Below are 20,657 nucleotides of genomic sequence, written 5' to 3' on the forward strand. Positions count from 1 at the left end.
CCCCCACACAACACCCCCAAAACTACCCCCGCGTCACATGCTCCGGCGCATCCAGCGTATCGATCTTCCGCAACTGCGGAAACCCGCTCGCCCACAACGCCGCAACGACAAGCGTCCCGATCCCGCCGATGACAACCGCCGGCACCGCGCCGAACATCGAGGCCATCGTTCCGGCGCGAAACTCGCCAAGCTCGTTCGAAGCCCCGACAAACACCATGTTGACGGCGTTGACGCGGCCGCGCAGTTGGTCGGGCGTCCAGAGCGCGATCAGGCTCTCGCGCACATAGACCGAGACCATGTCGGCCGCCCCCATCAGCGCCAGCGCCGCGATCGACAGCTCGACATTGTCAGATAGGCCGAAGACGATCGTGCCCAGCCCGAACAGCGCCACGCCGACGAACATGTAGACCCCGGCGCGATGCTTCAGCGGATAAGTCGCGAGCAGCACGGCCATGACGATGGCACCGACACCCGGCGCCGAGCGCAGCAGCCCGAGCCCCCAGGGACCCAGCGTCAGGATGTCGCGCGCAAAGATCGGCATCAGCGCCGTGGCGCCACCCAGGAGCACCGCGAAGAGATCGAGCGAGATCGCGCCCAGCACCACCTTTTCGGTGCGAATGAACTTGAAGCCGCCGAGGATCATGTCCCAGTTTTTCGCCTCGCCCGTGGTCTTCTGGGCCGGTTTCGGGATCATGAAGAGAAGGGCAGCCCCGAGTCCCGCGAACACTACGGCCACCGTGTAGGCCGTATGCGCATTGATGCCGTAGAGCAGGCCGCCGATGACCGGACCCGTGATCGAGGCAAGCTGCCAGGACGACGAGTTCCATGCGATCGCGTTCGAGAGGTCCTCGGCCGGCACCAGATTGGGCGCCAGCGACTGCACCGCCGGCGACATGAACGCGCGCTCGATGCCGAAGACCAGAAGCACCGCGAAAACAGGGATGGGCGAGAACGTACCGGTCATGGTCATAGCTAGCAGCGTCAGCGTGCAAAGGGCGGCCACCAGCGAGCACAGCGACGCAATGGCGCGGCGGTTATAGCGGTCGGCGACCGAGCCGGTGACGAGGATGAGCAACAGCGAAGGGAGAAACTGCACCAGCCCGATCAGGCCGAGATAGATGGCGCTGCCCGTCTGGTCGTACATCTGCCACCCGACCGCGACGCTGACGATCTGCTGCGAAAACGAAAGGAGGAAACGCGCGAAAAAGAAACGGGTGTAGGAGGAGTGCCGGAAGGCCGCGAAGCGGTCGCCGTGAGCCGAGATGGACATGTTGTCTTTCCAAGAAACGGGCGAAACATCGGTCCCCGACGCGCCCGTTGAACATGATTTGCCGCAGATTGCACACGGCTCTTGCCGGTTTAGTCGCCAATGTCTACATGTCTGTCAACAACGAACTGGAGACCGCGATGCTTGCGCTTTTTCAAACCATTGATTTGGCTTTGAATCTTTACACCTGGATCTTGATCGCCAGCGCCATTTTCTCGTGGCTTTACGCGTTCAACGTGATCAATTCCAGCAATCAGTTCGTCAATTCGGTCGGCATGTTCCTTTACAATGTCACCGAACCGGTCCTGCGCCCGATCCGGCGCGTGCTGCCGAACCTCGGCGGCATCGACATCTCGCCGATCATTCTGCTCCTGATCATCTTCTTCATCCGCTCGTTCATGTGGAACACCATCGTCCCGATGGTGTTGCGATAAGGCCCTGGCAGGCCTTTGACGGTCATGTGGTCCTTGCCGTGAGGCTGACGCCGAACGGCGGGCGGGACGAGATATCGGGTATTGAGCTGGATGCCGACGGCAAGGCCTATCTGAAAGCCCGTGTCTCGGTCGTCCCCGAGAAGGGCAAGGCCAACAAGGCGTTGATCGCGCTTGCCGCCAAGTCGCTTGGCGTCCCCAAGTCGGCGATCGATCTCATCTCCGGCGACACGTCGCGTAAAAAAATCCTCCGGATCGATGCCGAGCCGGAGGATATCATCAAAAAACTGGAAGCTTTGTTTGGCCCATGAGCCGAAGAACGATCAGGCCTTTTCCTTCTTGGCGCGCTCGATCGCCTCGAGGATCAGCTGGCCGGCTTCCTTGGCGTCGCCCCAACCGTAGATCTTCACCCACTTGCCGGGCTCCAGATCCTTGTAGTGCTCGAAGAAATGCTCGATCTGCTTGAGCGTGATCTCGGGCATGTCCGTGTAGTCCTTGACCTTGTCGTAACGCATGGTCAGCTTCGGCGACGGAACGGCGATGATCTTCTCGTCCTTGCCGGAATTGTCTTCCATCTTCAGAACGCCGATCGGGCGCACATTGATGACGCAGCCCGGAACCAGCGGACGGGTGCTGGCGATGAGCACGTCGATCGGGTCGCCGTCCTCGGACAGCGTGTGCGGTACGAAGCCGTAGTTACCCGGGTAGGTCATCGGCGTGTAGAGGAAACGGTCGACAACCAGCGTGCCGGCGTCCTTGTCCATCTCGTACTTGATCGGGTGGCCACCAACAGGAACTTCAACGATGACGTTGACGTCCTCAGGTGGGTTCTTGCCAATGGAAATGGCGTCGATGCGCATGCGATTACTCCCGCAACGTGAAATCTTCGCAGCCAGATAATCGGATTCATGCCGCGAAGCAACATAGCAAGACCGCGCAGGCACATGATTGTTTTATGATCTGGCCTTCAAAATGCCGGAAAACTGGGCAGAGGCCAGCACTTTGCTCCCCCGCACCTTGTCGCTGAGCGGATCGCTCAGTTCCAGATGAAGCCGATCTTCTTCAGAGGCTTCTCGTCGAAGGTTTCGGTGCCCTCGCAATAATCGATGCCACCATGGCCGCGATAGAACTCGGCGCCGCCTTCATTCTCTTCCAGGCACCAGACCACCATGCCCTTGCAGCCGAGCGACTTCAAAAGCCGCTGCGCTTCGGAAAACAGCATGTGGCCGAGGCCGATACCCTGATATTCGGGGCGCAGATAAAGCTCGTAGATCTCGCCTTCCTGCGGCAGCGCGCGGGCGCGGTTGAGACCGAGCGTTGCATAGCCCGCAACCGTTCCGGCGACATCGAGCACCAGAAGCGTCGCCGGTCCGCGTGTCGCCTTGCGCCACCAGCTTTCGCCGCGGCGTTCCACCATCTGAGTCAGCGCCTTGTGCGGAATGATGCCGGCATAGGTATGTTTCCACGCAAGCCGGTGCACCTCCGAGATAGCTCGGGAATCATGCGGCTCGGCCCGCCGAACATCGATCGACAACGTCTTCATAACGCTTACTCTGGCCCGGTCGCGGACAATTAACCATATGCGCTAACGCATTCAGCCGGATTGCCCACAGGGTTAACATGTGGACGACGGCTGAAATTTAACGCTTTTTTAACTATTGCGACAAGAAGGATTCGGCGAACCGCACAAAATAAAAAACCCGGCGCGATGGCCTAAGAATGGAGCGGCGTTAAGGTTGCCCGCTTTGCCACGGAGCGAATTCAAAATCCCAAACGCTATCGGGCGATTTCATCATCCTTCGCGTCTGCATTTTGATGTTTCTTCTTGCCATCTATGGATTGAGGCGGGTGACCAGATCAGCGATCCATGGGTCGGTGAACTCCGCAATGGGGTCGTCACTTCGATCGTGCTTTCGATGGTATTCCCCGGCACCGAAGGCATCGTAAATCTCGACCAATGGCTCAGGCAAGTAATTATCGCGCTCATGATATCGTTCGATCACTACTCGCCATAGATCGTTCATAACGTCGTCGCAGAAATCGTAAGTTAGCTGTCGATGGTGGTACCTCCAGGCGATCTCCACAGCGGTGGCGTTAAAAAACGCCCACTTGTTAGAAACGCCTGCGCGGCGAAACGCGTCCTCATAATGTGCAATATCGGCGTAATACGAGACAGCGCCTTCCTTGGTGTACTTTTCCAAGGCGAACTGCAGAAAGGCGGACATTGCGTCCGACGTCGTACCGTTACCAATCACGGCTTAGCGCTCCATGAGATAGCCTAAACAAAAACGGCCCGCAGCATCAAAGCTGCGAGCCGATGGGTCGGAACAGGACCTTGCGGTCCTTACGAGCCTGTTCGACTTAGGCGGTCTTCGCCTTGGCGAAGCGCTTGCGGTCGTTGGCGTCGAGATACATCTTGCGCAGACGGATCGACTTCGGCGTCACTTCCATCAGCTCGTCGTCCTGGATCCAGGAGAGAGCGCGGTCGAGCGTCATGCGGATCGGAGGCGTCAGCTTGACGGCTTCGTCCTTGCCGGCGGCGCGGATGTTGGTCAGCTGCTTGCCCTTGAGGACGTTGACCTCGAGGTCGTTGTCGCGGCTGTGAATGCCGATGATCATGCCCATGTAGACCTTTTCGCCGGGCTCGATCATCATCGGGCCGCGATCTTCCAGGTTGAACATGGCGTAGGCCACGGCTTCGCCGGCAGCGTTCGCGAGGAGAACGCCGTTCGTGCGGCCACCGATTTCACCCTTGTAGGGCTGGTAGTCCTTGAACAGGCGGTTCATCACGGCGGTGCCGCGCGTGTCGGTCAGCAGTTCCGACTGGTAGCCGATGAGACCGCGGGTCGGAGCGTGGAACACCAGGCGAACGCGGTTGCCGCCCGAAGGACGCAGCTCGGTCATTTCAGCCTTGCGCTCGGACATCTTCTGAACGACGACGCCGGAATGCTCTTCATCGACGTCGATGACGACTTCTTCGATCGGCTCCATGGTCTGGCCGCTCTCGTCCTTGTGCATGACGACGCGCGGACGCGACACGGCAAGCTCGAAGCCTTCGCGACGCATGGTTTCGATCAGAACGGCGAGCTGCAGTTCGCCGCGGCCGGAAACGTAGAACGAATCCTTGCCTTCGGCTTCTTCGATCTTCAGCGCGACGTTGCCTTCGGCTTCCTTGAACAGGCGGTCACGGATGACGCGCGAGGTAACCTTGTCGCCTTCGGTGCCGGCGAGCGGGCTGTCGTTGACGATGAAGGACATGGTAACGGTCGGCGGGTCGATCGGCTGCGCGGTCAGCGCTTCGTTGACGGCCGGATCGCAGAAGGTATCGGCAACCGTGCCCTTGGAGAGGCCGGCGATGGCGACGATGTCGCCTGCGTGTGCTTCTTCGATCGAGGTGCGCTCGATGCCGCGGAATGCGAGGATCTTGGAAATACGACCGGTTTCGATCGTCTTGCCATCCTGGCTGAGAACCTTGACGGCCTGGTTCGGCTTGATCGAGCCGGAATTGATACGGCCGGTGATGATGCGGCCGAGGAAGTTGTTGGCTTCCAGGATGGTGCCGATCATCGTGAACGGGCCTTCGGCAACCTTCGGCTCCGGAACGTGCTTGAGCACGAGGTCGAGCAGCGGCGCCAGGCCTTCATCCTTCGGACCTTCAGGATTGAAGTTCATCCAGCCATCGCGACCGGAACCGTAGAGGATCGGGAAGTCGAGCTGTTCGTCGGTGGCGTCGAGGCTGGCGAAGAGGTCGAACACTTCGTTGATGACTTCCTCGTGGCGGCCATCGGGACGGTCGATCTTGTTGATCGCGACGATCGGACGGAGGCCGACCTTCAGCGCCTTGGAGACGACGAACTTCGTCTGCGGCATCGGGCCTTCAGAGGAGTCAACGAGAACGATCGCGCCATCCACCATCGACAGGATACGCTCGACTTCACCGCCGAAGTCGGCGTGGCCGGGGGTGTCGACGATGTTGATGCGAACACCCTTCCACTCGACCGAGGTCGCCTTGGCAAGGATCGTGATACCGCGTTCCTTTTCCAGGTCGTTCGAGTCCATCACGCGTTCCGCAACGCGCTGGTTTTCGCGGAACGAACCGGACTGTTTCAGGAGCTCGTCGACCAGTGTCGTCTTGCCATGGTCAACGTGCGCGATAATCGCGATGTTGCGAAGTGCCATATGTCTATATCTCTGAGGCTGGGGCGCCACGCTGGGAGGGCGCCAATTGCATTGGGGCGGCTCTTACAGTGTTTTTCGCGAATGCGAAAGGGGGGAGCCTGGAATGAAAGGAATGCGTGCAGGACATGGATGGCATCAGCTCGTCCTCTCGGGGTCGAGCACCACGCGCCAGAGCTCCTGGTCGTTGCGATCCATCAGCCGCACCGTCAGCTGCTCGCTGGCGCCATCGATATCGACGAGACCGAAGAATTGCATGCCTGCTGACGGCGGCAGGTTCTGCTCGGCGCCGCCGGGCGCCGCCTTCATGAACTTCACTTCGGGCCCGAAGGTCATGTCGAGCTCCTGCGGCCCGTAGGTGCCCGAATGCAGCGGCCCGGCCACGAACTCCCAGAACGGCAGGAACTCGCGGAATTTCGCCCGCTCGGGACGATAGTGATGCGCCGCCGCGTAATGCACGTCGGCCGTCAGCCAGATCATGTTCGATATCCCGGCATCGCGGATGAAGCGCAGGAGATCGGCGAATTCGAGCTCGCGACCAAGCGGTGCGCCATTGTCGCCATTGGAGATCGATTCCGATCCGCGCCGGTTGCCGTAATCGTCCCAGATCACGAGCCCGATCGGCAGATCGCAAGCGATCACCTTCCACGTCGCCGTCGAGCGCACCAGTTCGCGCTTCAGCCACGCGACCTGCCGCTCGCCGAAAATCCGCGACTGCGGCGAAAGCTTTTCGTCCAGCCCATGGCTGTTCGGCCCGCGATAGGAACGCAGGTCGACGAAGAACACGTCGAGCAGCGGCCCATAGGAAACCTTGCGATAGATTCGCCCCGGCTCGGCCGCCACATGGCGCGTCGGCGTCATCTCGTGAAAGGCTCGTGCCGCCCGCGCCGAAAGCACCGCGACCGACTTCTCCTTGTAGCGATCGTCATGGCTGAGATCGGTCGACGGCGACCAGTTGTTCAGCACCTCGTGATCGTCCCACTGGTAGAAGATCGGGCAGACGGCGTTGAGCGACTTTACGTGCTCGTCGAGCAGATTATAGGTCCATTGCCCGCGAAACTGCTCGAGCGTCTGGGCGATCTCGCGCTTGGCTTCCGTGACGATGCGGTTCTTCCAGACCCCGCCGCCACGCAGCGAGATCTCGTCTGGAACCGGATTGTCGGCATAGATCGTGTCGCCGGAATGGATCATGAAATCCGGCCGGTGATAGGCGATCGTCGAATAGGTCCGCATCCCCTCATCATCGATCCCCCATCCCTGCCCCACCGTATCGCCCGACCAGACGAAGCGGATATCGCGACGGGCGACGGGTGCCGTGCGAAACTGCCCGAGGATCGGCTCCGACCGGCTGTTGATGTCCTGGAGATCGGCCGCGCGGAAGCGATAGAACACCTCCTGATCGGCGGGAAGATCGGTAAGCAAGAGCTTGGCGGTCAGATCGCTATCGGGCGTGACGTCGATGGGCGGCAGCCTGACGGCATTGGAGAACTTGTCTGATGTCGAATATTCCACGAAGAGCCGCGACGGCCGATCCACCCGCGTCCAGATCACCCCAGAGGTCTGATCGACATCACCGGATTGCACGCCCGAGGTAAACACCGGCCGGCTGGACGATCCGCGCGCATAATAGGGCATCGCCAGCCCCGCCACGGCAAATCCGCCAACCGCTCCCATCGAGGATAAAAAACGGCGGCGGGTCGGTTCCGTCAATGTCATCGGGTGGCGCATCCGGCTTGGCAATCGGGACGATCTCCCGCACCTCGCCTATGCCCACCCCAGATGTCACCCACTTGACGCCGCCATGACGGTTTTCCGAAGGTTTGGCGACAGTTTTGTGTTGGGGTCGGTGGGGTTTGCGTCTCGCTTGGCTATCCGAGGATTAGACACTCGCCAGCGCCGCGGCCAGCATCACCCCCCTCTGTCCTGCGGACATCTCCCCCACAAGGGGGGAGATCGACTCGTTGCGGCGGCATCCCCAAACTATGAGAGTGGAGCGAGCGGCCAAGCCCACCCAATCTCTCCACCTGTGGGGGAGATGCCCGGCAGGGCAGAGGGGGGTATCCCACCCAAAAACGTCGAAGGCGTATCAGCTCAATCGCAACAGCCGAGACCCAACATCAAACTAACCCCTCAGGCATCACTCCCCGCCAACTCCTCGAACGTCGCCAGCCCACGCTTCACCAGCATCGCATCCGGGCTCGGCAGCTTGCCGCGGAATGCCCGGTAGGTATCCTCGGGATCGACCGACCCACCCACCGAATAGACGTGATCGCGCAATTTCCTGGCTATCTCGCCATTGAACGCATCGCCCGTCTCCTCGAAGGCCGAAAACGCATCGGCGTCGAGCACTTCCGACCACATGTAGGAATAGTATCCCGCCGAATAACCGCCCGCGAAGATATGCTGGAAGTGCGGTGAGGCATGGCGCATCACCATCGACTTCGGCATGCCGAGCTCCTTCAGCACCGCACCCTGCACCGCCATCGGATCGGCGACTTCGTCCCGCGTATGGAACGCCATGTCGACCAGCGCAGACGAAGTGAACTCCACCGTGTTGAACCCGGCATTGAAGCTGCGCGCCGCCAGCACCTTGTCGAGCAGCTCCTGCGGCATCGGCTTGCCGGTCTCGAAATGCACGGCGTACTGCTTGAGGATCTCAGGCACCGTCAGCCAGTGCTCGTAAAGCTGCGACGGCAGTTCGACGAAATCGCGCGACACGCCGGTGCCCGACACCGAAGGGTAGGTGACGTTGGAGAGCATGCCGTGCAGCGCGTGGCCGAACTCGTGGAACAGCGTGCGTGCGTCATCGAGCGACAGCAGCGCCGGCTTGCCCTCGGCGGGCTTGGCGAAGTTGCAGACATTATAGATGATCGGCAGCTCGCCCTCGGCGCCATTCTTCAGCGGCAGCTTGTGCTGCGACTGGAACGCGCTCATCCAGGCGCCCGAACGCTTCGACGAACGGGCGAAATAATCGCCGAGGAACATCGCCACCAGCTTCTCGTCGCGGTCGCGGATCTCGAAGACGCGGACATCGGGGTGATAGGCGGCAACGCCCTTCTTCTCCACCGCATGAATGCCAAACAGCCGCCCCGCCACGTCGAAGCAGGCGTCGATGATCTTTTCCAGCTGCAGATAGGGCTTCAGCTCGGCCTCGGAGAAATTGAATTTCTGCGCCCGGATCTTTTCGGCGTAGAACCGCCAGTCCCAGGGCATGACCTCGTGGTTCTTGCCTTCGTCGGCGATCAGCCTGGCGATATCCGCCTCTTCCTCACCGGCGCGCTTCACCGCCTTCACCCAGACCTTCTTCAGAAGATCATTCACCGCATCAGGCGTCTTCGCCATGGTGTTGTCGAGCTTCAGCTCGGCGAAATTGCCGTAGCCGAGCAGCTTGGCCACCTCGCCGCGGAGCTGAAGCGTGTCGCGGATGATGCCGCGATTGTCCGAAGGGCCGTCATTTTCGCCGCGCGCCACCCAGGCCTTGAACGCCTGTTCGCGCAGCTCGCGGCGCTCGGAGAAGGTCAGGAACGGCTCGATGATCGAGCGCGACAGCGTCACCGCGAACTTGCCCTCTTCACCGCGCTCGCGCGCCGCCGCCGCCATCGCATCCTTGAGGAAATCGGGAACGCCTGCGAGATCGTCGCCGTCTGAAAGGATCAACGCCCAGCCCTTCTCGTCGGCGAGCACGTTCTGGCCGAACTGCGTGCCGAGCCCCGCCAGCTTCTCGTTGATGCCGGCGAGCTTTTCCTGCTCCGCCTTCTCAAGCTTGGCGCCCGACTTGACGAAGCCCTTCCAGTGGCGCTCCAGCACCCGCGTCTGCTCCAGCGTCAGCCCGAGCTTTTCACGCGCTTCCCAAAGCGTGTCGATGCGCGCAAAGAGCGCCGCATTCATGCCGATCTTCGAATAATGCCGCGACATCTTGGGCGAGATATCCCGCTCCAGCGCCTGGATGGTGTCGTTGGTATGCGCGCCGGCGCGGTTCCAGAACAGGGCCGATACCCGCGAGAGATCGTCGCCCGCAAGCTCAAGCGCCACGATCGTATTGTCGAAGGTCGGCGCTTCGGGATTGTCGGCGATCGCATCGATCTCCTCTTCGTGCCGGGCAAGGGCCGCATCGAAAGCCGGCGCGAAATCGCCGTCATTCAGCGCCTCGAAGCGCGGCAGACCATTGAGGCCGTTCCAGTCGGTGAGAGCGGGGTTGTTGGCGGGCATACGGACATCCTTGTTTGGCGGGCTTGTTCGGCGGGCGTGTTGTCTCGGAAACCAATATAGGAAGGCAGCACGGCGATTGGTATCGCCACCTTGAGCGAGCGACCGCGCCACCTATACGAGAAGTTGATCCCTAAAAATGCTATATAAGAATTAACTATTTGTTAACGATTGACCATGGTGCGGCGCACACGGTATTTTTGCTCAATCTTTTTTAATCATGGATGCGGGCAATGGAAATCACATCACTGCGGTTTTCGCCGAATTTATCGTTCCGGAAATATTCCGATAATTCGCAATTTAACAACAGCTTGACCGAAACCTTCAGCTCGGTTTCGAGCGCTTCATCGACCTTCAGGATCGACGAGGCGACATCGGCGCAACCGGATTTTTCGGCCATAACAGCCGCCGACCTGCGCAACCATGCGCGCCAGAATTTCGACAACGGCACGCTCGACCAGGACACCTATGCGGCGATCTCCGAACCGCTGCCGATGCGCACCATCGACCCGTCAGGCAACGTTCTCGATCTCTCCGACGTCACCGACGGCACCAGCTTCAACTTCAGGGACTATTACAAGGACCAGCTGCAGATCGCCATGTCGATCGGCGATCCCGAGACGGTGAAGACCCTGAAATCGGTCGTCAGCTTCCTCGACGTCTGACGCGCTACCGCTTGCGCCCGGCGCAGGCCGATCAGGCCTTGCGCCACCCCATCAGCCCCGGCGTCGCATGCAGCAGAGCCTGCACGGCAAAGCCCATGAACAGCACGCCCGAGCAGCGCACGATCAGCCGCTCATGCGCGCGATAGAAGCGCCGCACCGCGCCGGTACCGACGATCGCGATCAGGATCATGTCGGCGACGATGAAGCCGAGGAACGACACGGCAAGCAGCACCGGCAGCGTCTGAAACTGCAGGGCGCTGGCCGACCCCGCCACCAGCGCCGTGAATGTCGCGAGCGCCACCGGATAGCCCTTTGGATTGGTAACACCGAAGATCAGCCCGCGCCGAAACGGCCGCTCGACAACCATCAGCGCCTGCCCCTCGCCCTTCGGCTTGGCGCGAAACGCGTTCCAGCCGATCCAGGCGAGATAGAAGCCGCAGGCGAGCCCCAGTGCATCGAACACGAAGGTCCCGATCGTCTTGGCGCCGATGATCGCCACCAGCGCCAGCGACGCCCACAGCGTATCGCCGACCAGATGCCCACAGACAAACTGCGCCCCCGCCTTCCGCCCCTGCCCGGCTCCGATACCCAGCAGCGCCAGAAACGCCGGTCCGGGAATGAGCACATAGAGAAGCGCCGCCAGAAAAGCGCCCGCGAGCAGCGATTGCGTCATGAAGAATCCCCCGTGAAAAGACCGAGATTATGCGGTGTGGCGGGGACGTCAAGCGGAAGCAAGAAAGCCCCGCCGGGATCACCGAAGCAAGCCGCCCAACCTCATTCAAACTATTGATGAACGCGTTCCGCCGCCGCAATGGATTTCGCGGATCGCGCGGATTAGCCTTGGCCATTGCTTGCCCTGGTTTCATGAGGAAAGCCGTTTCCCAATGCCCATTCTCGACGCGACCGCCGTCCACCCGATCACGCTGCCGGATGGCACCATCTACAGCGATACCGTCTATCTGAAGAACGTCATTGCCCATCCGCGCATGGAGATCGGCGACTACAGCTATTACACCCACTCGGGCAAACCGGAAGACACCGCCGGCGTCCTCGCACCCTATCTCGGGCATGCCGTCCGCGAGCGCCTTATCATCGGAAAATTCGTGCAGATTGCCCGTGGCAGCTATTTCATCACCAGCTCGGCCAACCATCCGATGAATGGCTTCACGACCTATCCGTTCCGGATCTTCAAACCGGAAACCTTCGGCTACAAGGACTTGCCGGTGAAGGATACGATCGTCGGGCATGACGTCTGGATAGGCCATGACGCGGCGATCATGCCGGGTGTCAAGATCGGGTCTGGCGCCATTGTCGCCGCCGGATCGGTGGTTGCCCGTGACGTTCCGCCCTATGCCGTCGTCGGCGGCAACCCGGCAACGATCATCCGCATGCGATATCCAGCGGCCGTCATCGATGAACTGCTTCAGATCGCATGGTGGGACTGGCCTCTGGACAAGATCGAGGCGAACTTGGCGGCTCTTGAGAACGGTGATCTCGCGGCACTGAAAATGGCATAACGCAAATATCGCAATAGGCGCTCCCGCGAGCCTTTGCGCGCCTCGGCATTTTTGCATTGCCGTATCACAAGCCTTGCGTCAGAAAAGACGAAGTCCTGCTTTCCAGGCGTTGCGACCGCCACCAGCCAATCGAGTACCCGCATGCCCCCATTCCGGATGAGCGCAAGGCGAACGAGCATGCTCGGCGCGCTGCTTGCCACCCTCGGCCCGATCTCCATGTCGATCTACACACCCACCATGCCGGAGCTGGTGGGCGCCTTTCACACGACGGATTCAGCGATCAAGCTGACGCTGTCGCTCTATTTCGCCGGCTTCTCGATTGCCCAGCTGCTCGCCGGCCCGCTCTCGGATGCCTTTGGCCGCCGCGCCGCGACGCTCCTCTTCGTCGGCATCTACATGGTGGGAAGCCTGCTGTCGGCGTTTGCGCCCGGCATCGAATGGCTGCTCGCCGGCCGCCTGATCCAGGGCATCGGCGCCTCGGTCGGGATTACCGTTGCGCGCGCCATCGTCCGCGATCAGTTCACCGGCGTCGACGCCTCCAGGATCATGAACCTGATTGGCATCATGATCGCGATCGGCCCCGCCATCGCGCCGACCGTCGGCGGCCTTGCGCTCGCCGCCTTCGGCTGGCAGTCCGTGTTCTTCCTGTTGATCGGCTTCGGCCTTTTGATCTGCCTCTCCGTCCTCGTCTTCATGCGCGAGACCAGCACGCCAGACCGCCGCCGCGCTTTGCCCGGCCCGCTGCTACAGGCCTATGCCGAGCTTGCCCGCGAGCCGCGCTTCATCTCCGCCTCGCTGGTGCTGGGCGGCTCGATCGGCGCGCTCTACGCCCAGGCGACGATGCTGCCCTTCATCCTGATCAAGGTGGTCGGCCTCTCGCCGACGGCCTTCGGCCTCGGCATGCTGATGCAATCCGGCTCCTATTTCGCAGGCTCCGTCGCTCTCAGGATGACCTCGGCACGGCTCGGCGGCGATGGCTCGGTTCGCGCCGGCCTTTGCCTGTTCGGCCTTTCCGGCATCATGATCGCGCTCTCGGTCGCCTTCGTGACACCGAGCTATATCTCGATCATGGGCCCGGTCGCCTTCCTGGCATTCGGCCTCGCCTTCCTGACCCCGCACATGACCACCTCAGGCCTCTACCCCTTCCCACACATCGCCGGCTCCGCCTCGGCGATGATGGGCTTCATCCAGATGGGCTGCGGCTTCACCGGCGGCCTCATAGCCTCCCGGATCGGCGCCCCCCTCATGGCCTTCGGCACCATCATCCCCGCCATGACCCTGATCGCGATCATCAGCTACCTCTGTTTTTTGAAGGCGACCCGCCGTGCGACGACGGTGTCGCATTCCAGTCTGGGGGAGTGAGGGCTTGGAGCCAGCCACCGATAAACCATTGAAATAAAAGCGCAAACACCTCCACTGGCGTCATCCTCGGCCTTGTGCCGAGGATCTAACCACACCTCCACAAGTTCAAGGTGAGTGGACACTTGGCACTCCCCTTCCACAATGCCGCTTCTCGTCGCCAAGCATCCATTGACTCACATTCCGGGCAGCGTGCTTAGATCCTCGGGCCGAGTGTACAGCCTTGATACATACCTGACAGATGTTCGGAGACATGCCTGACACTTTTCGGATTGCAATCCGGGAGGTTTCGATGGCTTGGCGGGCGAGGTCGGTTGTGGACGAGCGTTTGGAATTCTGCCGGTTGGCGGGGCTTGAGGGGGGCGAATGTGTCGACCCTTTGCGAGCGCTTCGGCATCAGCCGGCAGACGGGCTATGTCTGGCTGAAGCGGTTTGCCGCCGGCGAGACGGTCGATGACCGATCGCGCCGGCCGCATGCAAGCCCGCGGCGCACCACTGTCGATCTCAAGCGCTCGGTGCTTTCGGTCCGCGACGAACACCCGGCCTGGGGCGCGCGCAAGATCGCAAGGCGGCTGCTCGATCTCGGTATCGAACCACCCTGCGCCTCGACCGTGCATGCGATCCTTGCTCGCCATGACAGGATCGGCCCGCACACGAAGGACCACATGGCGCCAGGCCGCTTCGAGCGCGAGGCGCCCAACCTGCTTTGGCAGATGGATTTCAAGGGGCAGATTAGGCTGACCTCGGGCGGTTGGTGCCATCCGCTCACCATCATCGACGACCATTCCCGCTTCGCCATTGCCATCGAGGCCTGCCTCGACCAGCAGATGCCGACCGTTCGCAGCCGCATGGAGCCCATCCTGCGCCGCTACGGCCTGCCCATGGCCATCTATACCGATAACGGCAATCCTTGGGGCACCGGCGTCCCCAATCAGTGGACGCGGCTGCGCGTCTGGCTGCTGAAGCTCGGCATTGATCTCATTCATGCAAGGCCCTATCACCCGCAGGGACGCGGCAAGAACGAGCGCTTCCACCGCAGCCTCAAGGCCGAGGTGCTGAACTTCGCGGCGCTCTCCGGCCAGCCTCAGGCGCAAAAGGCTTTCGACCGCTGGCGCGAGATCTACAATCACCACCGCCCGCACGAGGCGATCGGCATGGCGGTTCCGGCCAGTCGCTACAGCCCTTCGCCGAGACCTTTTCCCAAGCGCCTGCCGGAGCCCGTCTACGACAGCGGCGAGATCGTCCGGCGCATCAGCACGACCAAGGGCTACATCGTCTTCAAGGGGCAGGCATGGCGCGTGCCCGGCGCCTTCAAGGGCGAGTGCCTGGCCCTTCGTCCCCTCGACCGCGACGGCCTATACGGCGTCTTCTTCGGCGCAACCAAGGTTGCCAAAATCGACCTCGCGAACCCGCCGTGAGTGTCAGGCATGTCTCCGAACGACTGTCAGGGATGTCTCCGGGCTTTACACCGAGCCCGAGGATGACGGCGGAGCGTGGGGCGATCGCCGGCAACCTATTGAATAAGCGATAAAATATAGCCGCTCCGTCCACGCAAATACAAAAAGGCCCGCACGAGGCGGGCCTTTCGAAACCAAACCGGCAGATGCCGCTTACTTGCTCAGATTACGCTTGCCGAGCGTGCGCAGGCGCAGCGCGTTGAGCTTGATGAAGCCGGCGGCGTCCTTCTGGTCGTAGGCGCCCTGGTCGTCTTCGAAGGTGACGAGCGTGTCGGAGTAGAGCGACTTGTCGCTCTCGCGGCCGATGACCATGACGTTGCCCTTATAGAGCTTCAGCGTCACTTCGCCCTCGACATGCTCCTGGCTCTTGTCGATCAGCGCCTGCAGCATTTCGCGCTCCGGCGAGAACCAGAAGCCGTAATAGATCAGCTCGGCGTAGCGAGGCATGATCTCATCCTTCAGGTGCGCCGCACCACGGTCGAGCGTGATGCTCTCGATCGCACGGTGGGCCGACAGCAGGATCGTGCCGCCGGGGGTCTCGTAGACGCCGCGCGACTTCATGCCGACATAGCGGTTCTCGACGAGGTCGAGACGGCCGATGCCATTGTCGCGGCCGTAGGTGTTGAGCGCTGCGAGCAGCGTTGCCGGGCTCATGCGCACGCCGTTGATCGAGACGGCATCGCCCTTCTCGAAGCCAACCTTGATGATCGTGGCCTTGTCGGGTGCCGCTTCCGGCGAGATCGTGCGCATGTGCACGTATTCGGGAGCCTCGACAGCCGGATCTTCCAGAACCTTGCCCTCGGAAGAGGAGTGCAGCAGGTTGGCGTCGACGGAGAACGGCGCTTCGCCCTTCTTGTCCTTGGCAACCGGGATCTGGTGTGCTTCGGCAAACGCGAGCAGGTCGGTACGCGACTTGAACGACCAGTCGCGCCAGGGAGCGATGATCTTGATGTCGGGGTTCAGCGCATAGGCCGAAAGCTCGAAACGAACCTGGTCGTTGCCCTTGCCGGTCGCACCGTGGGCAATGGCGTCGGCGCCGGTCTTCTTGGCGATATCGATCAGGTGCTTGGAGATCAGCGGGCGGGCGATCGAGGTGCCGAGCAGGTAGACGCCTTCATAGACGGCATTGGCGCGGAACATCGGGAAGACGAAATCGCGCACGAACTCTTCGCGCACGTCCTCAATGTAGATCTCCTTGATGCCGAGCATCTCGGCCTTCTTGCGCGCCGGCTCGAGCTCTTCGCCCTGTCCGAGGTCGGCCGTGAAGGTGACGACTTCGGCGTTAAGCTCGGTCTGCAGCCACTTCAGGATGATCGAGGTGTCGAGACCGCCGGAATAGGCGAGGACGACTTTCTTTACGTCTTTGTGCGATGCCATGATGATGAGATCCGTTGTGCCAAGAGGGTCGCGGCCAGCCGCAAGACCCGGTATCGCCGGGCACTTTTAGCGAGATTGACGCCGGACGCAAGGGACACGGCCCCGAACGGCGCCTAAAGATGCGCCTCGATGTTCATGCGTCGATGCAGCACGCGTATGATGGTGACCAGCCGGTCGGTCTCCTTGTAGACGATGAAGTGGGATTGGTAGGCGAAAGCCCTGTAGCCGGGACGGACACTATCCGAGAAGCGGCCTCGCTTGGCTCCGCTCGCCAACTCCGGAAAACAGCCAACCAATCCGCGATAGTAGCTGTCGGCCTGTTCTTTCGACCACGTCTGAAACGTATATAGCCAGATATCGTCGAGATCCTGGCGCGCTCTTGGCGAAATGCGGTAGGAGCGGTGCCTAGCGGACATGTTTGCGATGCAGTTCGCTCAGGAATTCCTCGCCGTCGAACTCGACCGGTTCCCCCGACTGCTCGCCCTCGATGATCGCCGCCTCGATCGCATCACGCTCGGCCTTGTGCTGCAGCACACGCAATGCTGCATCGACGACCTCGTCGACGGACCCGTAATTGCCGTCTCGCAGCTGTGTATCGATGAACTCTTCCATCTGCGCGTCGAGGCGGATGGTCTCCAACCTGCCCATGCGGGAGCTCCTGCTTCTGCGGTTTGACTTGCCGTTCGAGATTACCATATCTGGCTGCGAGCGAACAATCCCAGGCGAAAGGCCCAAGCCGTGACCGATCTCACCGATATCATCAAGCCCTCCAACGTCGCCGTCATCACCGGTGGCGCCTCGGGCATTGGCCTGGCGGCCGCCAAGCACTTCGCAAGCAAGGGCATGAACGTCGTCATAGCCGATCTCGGCGCAGAGCGTCTGGCGACAGCGGCAAAGGCGATTGCCGCCATTTCCGGCGACGACCATGTCTTCGCCGTCGAGACCGACGTCTCCGACAAGGCAGCGCTGCAGGCTCTCGAGCGGCAGGTCGTCGAGCGTTTCGGAAAGGTGCATGTGCTGATGAACAATGCCGGCATCGGCCCGGAGACATCGATCTTCAGCGACGACAGCGGCTGGGACGCGATCCTTGGCGTCAACCTGATGGGCGTGGTCAACGGCACCCGCGCCTTCGGCCCCGGCATGCTCGCCCATGGCGAACCCGGCCTGATCATCAACACCGGTTCCAAGCAGGGCATCACCACGCCTCCGGGCAACCCGGCCTACAATGTCTCGAAAGCGGGCGTGAAGGTCTTCACCGAGGCGCTGGAGCATGAGCTGCGCAACACCGAGGGCGGCAAGCTTTCCGCCCACCTGCTGATCCCCGGCTTCGTCTTCACCGGCCTTTCCAAGGGCTTTGGCGGTGAAAAGCCGGCCGCGGCCTGGACGGCGGAGCAGACGGTCGACTTCATGATCGAAAGCATCGAGAAGGGTGATTTCTACATCCTCTGCCCCGACAACGACGTCGCCCGCCCGGTCGACGAGCGGCGCATGGCCTGGGCCGTCGGCGACATCATTGAGAACCGCCCGCCGCTGTCGCGCTGGCATCCCGATTACGCCGAGCGTTTCAAGGCGTTTCTCGAAGGAAAATAGCAACTGAGCCGATCGGGCCTATTAGAAGGTTTGATTGGTGCATTCCTTGAAAGCCGGATATGAGACATTGCTTTCATAATCGGCTTTACGAGTGTGCCATGGATTTTCTGCCGACCTTGCCGACGCTTCTCGCCTTCGCCGCCGCCACGCTTCTGCTGGCCGCCACGCCTGGTCCCGACATGACGCTGTCGATCAGCCGATCGCTGGCACAGGGAACCAAGGCTGCGCTCTTCGTGGTGCTCGGCACCAGCCTCGGCATCGTCGTCCACACCATGCTGGTCGCCTTCGGCATCTCGGCGCTGATCACCGCTTCGCCCACTGCCTTCCTGATCCTGAAGACGGGCGGTGCCGGTTATCTCCTCTGGCTTGCCATCCAGGCGGTGCGCTACGGCTCGAAGCTGTCGATCAAGAAGGTCGACGAGGCCAAGGCGACGCCGCTGGCCAACATCTCCTCGGGCTTCTGGGTCAACCTTCTGAACCCCAAGGTCATCATCTTCTTCATGACCTTCCTGCCGCAGTTCGTCAGCGCCGGTGATCCCACGGTGACGCAAAAGCTGATCTTCTTCGGATTCTGCTTCATCCTGATCGGCATGCCCGTCAACGCCGCCGTCGTCTTCGCCGCTGATTGGCTGGCCGGCTGGCTGCAGAACAACAGGAAGGTTCTGCGCGGGATGGACTATACATTCGCCGGCGTCTTCTCCGTCTTCGCGGCGAAGATCCTGCTCACCCAGGCACGCTGACATCAATAAAAACCCCGGGAGCGCTTGGCGGTCCCGGGGTTGAAGAAATGCCTGATATCAGCCGATCAGCAGCGCGTCGTCGTCGAGCGTCTGGCCGCGCATCTTGCGGAACATGTCGATCAGGTCCTCGACCTGCAGGTCCTTGCGGTTGTCGCCGGAGACGTCGAGCATGATCTCGCCGCCGTGCAGCATGATGGTGCGGTGGCCGTAATCCAGCGCCTGGCGCATGGAGTGGGTGACCATCAGCGTCGTCAGCTTGCGCTCCGAAACCACGCGGTCCGTCAGCCCCATCACGAACTCGGCCATCCCGGGGTCGAGCGCCGCCGTATGCTCGTCGAGCAGCAGCACCTCGGAGCCGGCAAGCGTCGCCATGACAAGCGAGATCGCCTGCCGCTGACCGCCGGAGAGAAGATCCATGCGATCCTTCATACGGGTTTCGAGCCCGAGATTGAGCTCGGCGATGCGTTCGCGAAAATGCTCGCGCCGGCGTGGGCCGAGCGCTGAGGTGAGCCCCCGCCGCTCGCCGCGACGTGCGGCCAGCGCCAGGTTCTCCTCGATCGACAGCGCGCCGCAGCTCCCCGTCAACGGATCCTGGAACACGCGGGCGACGAGGCCGGCGCGCGCGGCGGTCGGCTTGCGGGTCACGTCGGTGTGGCCGATCATCACCTGGCCTTCGCTCGCCAGCACATCGCCGGCGAGTACACCAAGCAGCGTCGACTTGCCGGCGCCGTTGGAGCCGATGACGGTCACGAACGAGCCTTCCTCGATCGTCAGGTTGACGCCATTCAGCGCCTGCTTCTGCAGCGGCGTTCCCTTGCCGAAGACGACCTTGATATCCTTGAGCGAAATCATGACGAGGCACCTCCGCGACGCAGGCGGGGAAGAACGAGCGCCACCGTGACGAGGACTGCGGTGACGAAATTGAGGTCGGAGGCCTGCAGGCCGATCACGTCGCTGGAAAGCGCCAGCTGGATGGCGATGCGGTAGAGGATCGAGCCGATGACGCAGCCGATCAGCGCGATCAACAGTCCGCGCTTCCCGAGCAGCGTCTCGCCGATGATGACGGCGGCAAGACCGACGACGATGGTGCCGACACCGGAAGTCACATCAGCAAAACCGTTGGTCTGCGCAAACAGCGCGCCGCCGAGCGCCACCAGCGCGTTGGAGATCGCCATACCGAGATAGATCTGGCGGTTGGTCTCCACACCTTGGGCGCGGGCCATGCGGGCGTTGGCGCCGGTCGCGCGCATCGCCAGACCGGAATCGCTTTCGAGATAGCGCCAGACGACGATGATGGCGATGACGACGAGCACGCCGACGAAGAGCGGCCGCACGTAGAAATCACGCAGGCCGTGGCCGAAGAACGGGCTGATCATCGTATCGGCATTGATCAGCGCCACGTTCGGTTTGCCCATGACGCGCAGGTTCACGGAAAACAGCGCGATCATCGTCAGGATCGATGCCAGGAGATTGAGAATCTTGAAGCGCACGTTGAGCATGGCGGTGACCATGCCGGCCGCAGCCCCCGCCGCCATGGCGATCAGCGCCGCGAGCCAGGCATTGACGCCCGCGATTATCAGCACCGCGGTCACGGCGGCGCCGAGCGGAAACGAGCCGTCGACGGTCAGATCCGGAAAATCGAGCACACGGAATGCGAGGTAAACGCCGAGCGCGACGAAGGCATAGACCAACCCCAGCTCCACGGCTCCCCAGAATGCGATCTGACTCAAGGCTTTTGCCCTTTCTTGTGCTGTTTCCGTGGACAAGACCCTCTCTGGCCTGCCGGCCATCTCCCCCACAAGGGGGGAGAGGACCCGTGGCACTCGATTGCCTCAATTGGGCGTCGAGGGCTCGGCCGGGTTAAGCCCTCCC

At 61.8% G+C, this 20,657-nt stretch carries 20 protein-coding genes and 1 pseudogene; 8 read left to right on the forward strand and 13 right to left on the reverse strand.

Translation table 11 applies throughout. The features are described 5' to 3' along the window. Nucleotides 1–22 precede the first annotated feature (22 nt). Nucleotides 23–1,270 (reverse strand): MFS transporter, encoded by a 1,248-nt coding sequence (locus tag J5286_RS20410; protein ID WP_209191888.1) that lies wholly within the window; start codon nt 1,268–1,270, stop codon nt 23–25. Between the two features lie 107 nt (nt 1,271–1,377). Here J5286_RS20410 and J5286_RS20415 point away from each other — a divergent pair, with 107 nt between their 5' ends. Next, complete coding sequence (locus J5286_RS20415) at nt 1,378–1,701, forward strand: YggT family protein (RefSeq protein WP_209191889.1); 324 nt, start codon at nt 1,378–1,380, stop codon at nt 1,699–1,701. Continuing rightward, on the forward strand, nt 1,698–2,009 hold the full coding sequence (locus J5286_RS20420; RefSeq protein WP_449090050.1) for a DUF167 domain-containing protein: 312 nt from the start codon (nt 1,698–1,700) through the stop codon (nt 2,007–2,009). The genes J5286_RS20415 and J5286_RS20420 overlap by 4 nt, the downstream gene beginning before the upstream one ends. A 12-nt stretch (nt 2,010–2,021) precedes the next feature. On the opposite strand, the gene ppa is transcribed toward J5286_RS20420, so the two are convergent. From ppa to J5286_RS20450, 6 genes are all read right to left on the reverse strand, one after another. Next, a complete protein-coding gene (gene ppa / locus J5286_RS20425) occupies nt 2,022–2,558 on the reverse strand; it encodes an inorganic diphosphatase (protein ID WP_113238949.1) in 537 nt (178 codons plus the stop codon). Between the two features lie 176 nt (nt 2,559–2,734). Continuing rightward, complete coding sequence (locus J5286_RS20430; RefSeq protein WP_209191891.1) at nt 2,735–3,241, reverse strand: GNAT family N-acetyltransferase; 507 nt, start codon at nt 3,239–3,241, stop codon at nt 2,735–2,737. Nucleotides 3,242–3,530: 289 nt separating this feature from the next. Beyond that, nucleotides 3,531–3,923, reverse strand: coding sequence for a hypothetical protein (locus J5286_RS20435; RefSeq protein WP_209191892.1), 393 nt, complete (start codon nt 3,921–3,923; stop codon nt 3,531–3,533). Between the two features lie 136 nt (nt 3,924–4,059). Beyond that, nucleotides 4,060–5,877: a translational GTPase TypA gene (gene typA, locus J5286_RS20440; RefSeq protein WP_018902288.1), complete on the reverse strand. Its 1,818-nt coding sequence runs from the start codon at nt 5,875–5,877 to the stop codon at nt 4,060–4,062. A gap of 135 nt (nt 5,878–6,012) precedes the next feature. Continuing rightward, nucleotides 6,013–7,590, reverse strand: a complete 1,578-nt coding sequence (locus J5286_RS20445; RefSeq protein WP_209191893.1) for an alkaline phosphatase D family protein — start codon at nt 7,588–7,590, stop codon at nt 6,013–6,015. 414 nt (nt 7,591–8,004) lie between these two features. Further along, entirely contained in the window at nt 8,005–10,083 is a 2,079-nt protein-coding gene (locus J5286_RS20450; RefSeq protein WP_209191894.1) for a M3 family metallopeptidase, read from the reverse strand. A gap of 230 nt (nt 10,084–10,313) precedes the next feature. Here J5286_RS20450 and J5286_RS20455 point away from each other — a divergent pair, with 230 nt between their 5' ends. Beyond that, a complete protein-coding gene (locus tag J5286_RS20455) occupies nt 10,314–10,745 on the forward strand; it encodes a hypothetical protein (RefSeq protein ID WP_209191895.1) in 432 nt (143 codons plus the stop codon). Between the two features lie 31 nt (nt 10,746–10,776). Here J5286_RS20455 and J5286_RS20460 read toward each other — a convergent pair whose 3' ends face one another. Then, nucleotides 10,777–11,418 (reverse strand): LysE family translocator, encoded by a 642-nt coding sequence (locus tag J5286_RS20460; protein ID WP_018902284.1) that lies wholly within the window; start codon nt 11,416–11,418, stop codon nt 10,777–10,779. Between the two features lie 211 nt (nt 11,419–11,629). Between J5286_RS20460 and J5286_RS20465 the strand changes: the two genes are divergently transcribed. The 3 genes and pseudogenes from J5286_RS20465 to J5286_RS20475 all read left to right on the forward strand — a co-directional run. Then, nucleotides 11,630–12,262: a CatB-related O-acetyltransferase gene (locus tag J5286_RS20465; RefSeq protein ID WP_209191896.1), complete on the forward strand. Its 633-nt coding sequence runs from the start codon at nt 11,630–11,632 to the stop codon at nt 12,260–12,262. A gap of 177 nt (nt 12,263–12,439) precedes the next feature. Next, nucleotides 12,440–13,624: a multidrug effflux MFS transporter gene (locus tag J5286_RS20470; RefSeq protein ID WP_209191897.1), complete on the forward strand. Its 1,185-nt coding sequence runs from the start codon at nt 12,440–12,442 to the stop codon at nt 13,622–13,624. A gap of 289 nt (nt 13,625–13,913) precedes the next feature. Then, a pseudogene (locus tag J5286_RS20475) lies at nt 13,914–15,083 on the forward strand (IS481 family transposase); the annotation flags it as partial. A 148-nt stretch (nt 15,084–15,231) separates the two neighbouring features. Here J5286_RS20475 and J5286_RS20480 read toward each other — a convergent pair. The 3 genes from J5286_RS20480 to J5286_RS20490 form a co-directional block, all read right to left on the reverse strand. Next, nucleotides 15,232–16,455, reverse strand: a complete 1,224-nt coding sequence (locus J5286_RS20480) for an argininosuccinate synthase (protein WP_112982804.1) — start codon at nt 16,453–16,455, stop codon at nt 15,232–15,234. A gap of 113 nt (nt 16,456–16,568) precedes the next feature. Beyond that, nucleotides 16,569–16,871, reverse strand: coding sequence for a type II toxin-antitoxin system RelE/ParE family toxin (locus J5286_RS20485; protein ID WP_209191899.1), 303 nt, complete (start codon nt 16,869–16,871; stop codon nt 16,569–16,571). Beyond that, nucleotides 16,861–17,103 (reverse strand): type II toxin-antitoxin system ParD family antitoxin, encoded by a 243-nt coding sequence (locus J5286_RS20490; RefSeq protein WP_209191900.1) that lies wholly within the window; start codon nt 17,101–17,103, stop codon nt 16,861–16,863. Before J5286_RS20490 ends, J5286_RS20485 begins: the two co-directional genes overlap by 11 nt. Before the next feature lie 90 nt (nt 17,104–17,193). Here J5286_RS20490 and J5286_RS20495 point away from each other — a divergent pair, with 90 nt between their 5' ends. Continuing rightward, nucleotides 17,194–18,045, forward strand: coding sequence for an SDR family NAD(P)-dependent oxidoreductase (locus tag J5286_RS20495; RefSeq protein ID WP_209191901.1), 852 nt, complete (start codon nt 17,194–17,196; stop codon nt 18,043–18,045). A gap of 98 nt (nt 18,046–18,143) precedes the next feature. Further along, nucleotides 18,144–18,785 (forward strand): LysE family translocator, encoded by a 642-nt coding sequence (locus J5286_RS20500; RefSeq protein WP_112536913.1) that lies wholly within the window; start codon nt 18,144–18,146, stop codon nt 18,783–18,785. A 57-nt stretch (nt 18,786–18,842) separates the two neighbouring features. Here the strand turns inward: J5286_RS20500 and J5286_RS20505 are convergent, their stop codons facing one another. Beyond that, nucleotides 18,843–19,637: an ABC transporter ATP-binding protein gene (locus tag J5286_RS20505; protein ID WP_018902278.1), complete on the reverse strand. Its 795-nt coding sequence runs from the start codon at nt 19,635–19,637 to the stop codon at nt 18,843–18,845. Further along, nucleotides 19,634–20,515 carry an ABC transporter permease gene (locus J5286_RS20510; protein WP_209191902.1) on the reverse strand — a complete coding sequence of 294 codons (882 nt, stop codon included), beginning with the start codon at nt 20,513–20,515 and terminating at the stop codon, nt 19,634–19,636. Before J5286_RS20510 ends, J5286_RS20505 begins: the two co-directional genes overlap by 4 nt. Nucleotides 20,516–20,657: the final 142 nt, after the last annotated feature.

The sequence above is a fragment of the Rhizobium sp. 16-488-2b genome (genome assembly GCF_017741815.1).
Classification (GTDB): domain Bacteria; phylum Pseudomonadota; class Alphaproteobacteria; order Rhizobiales; family Rhizobiaceae; genus Rhizobium.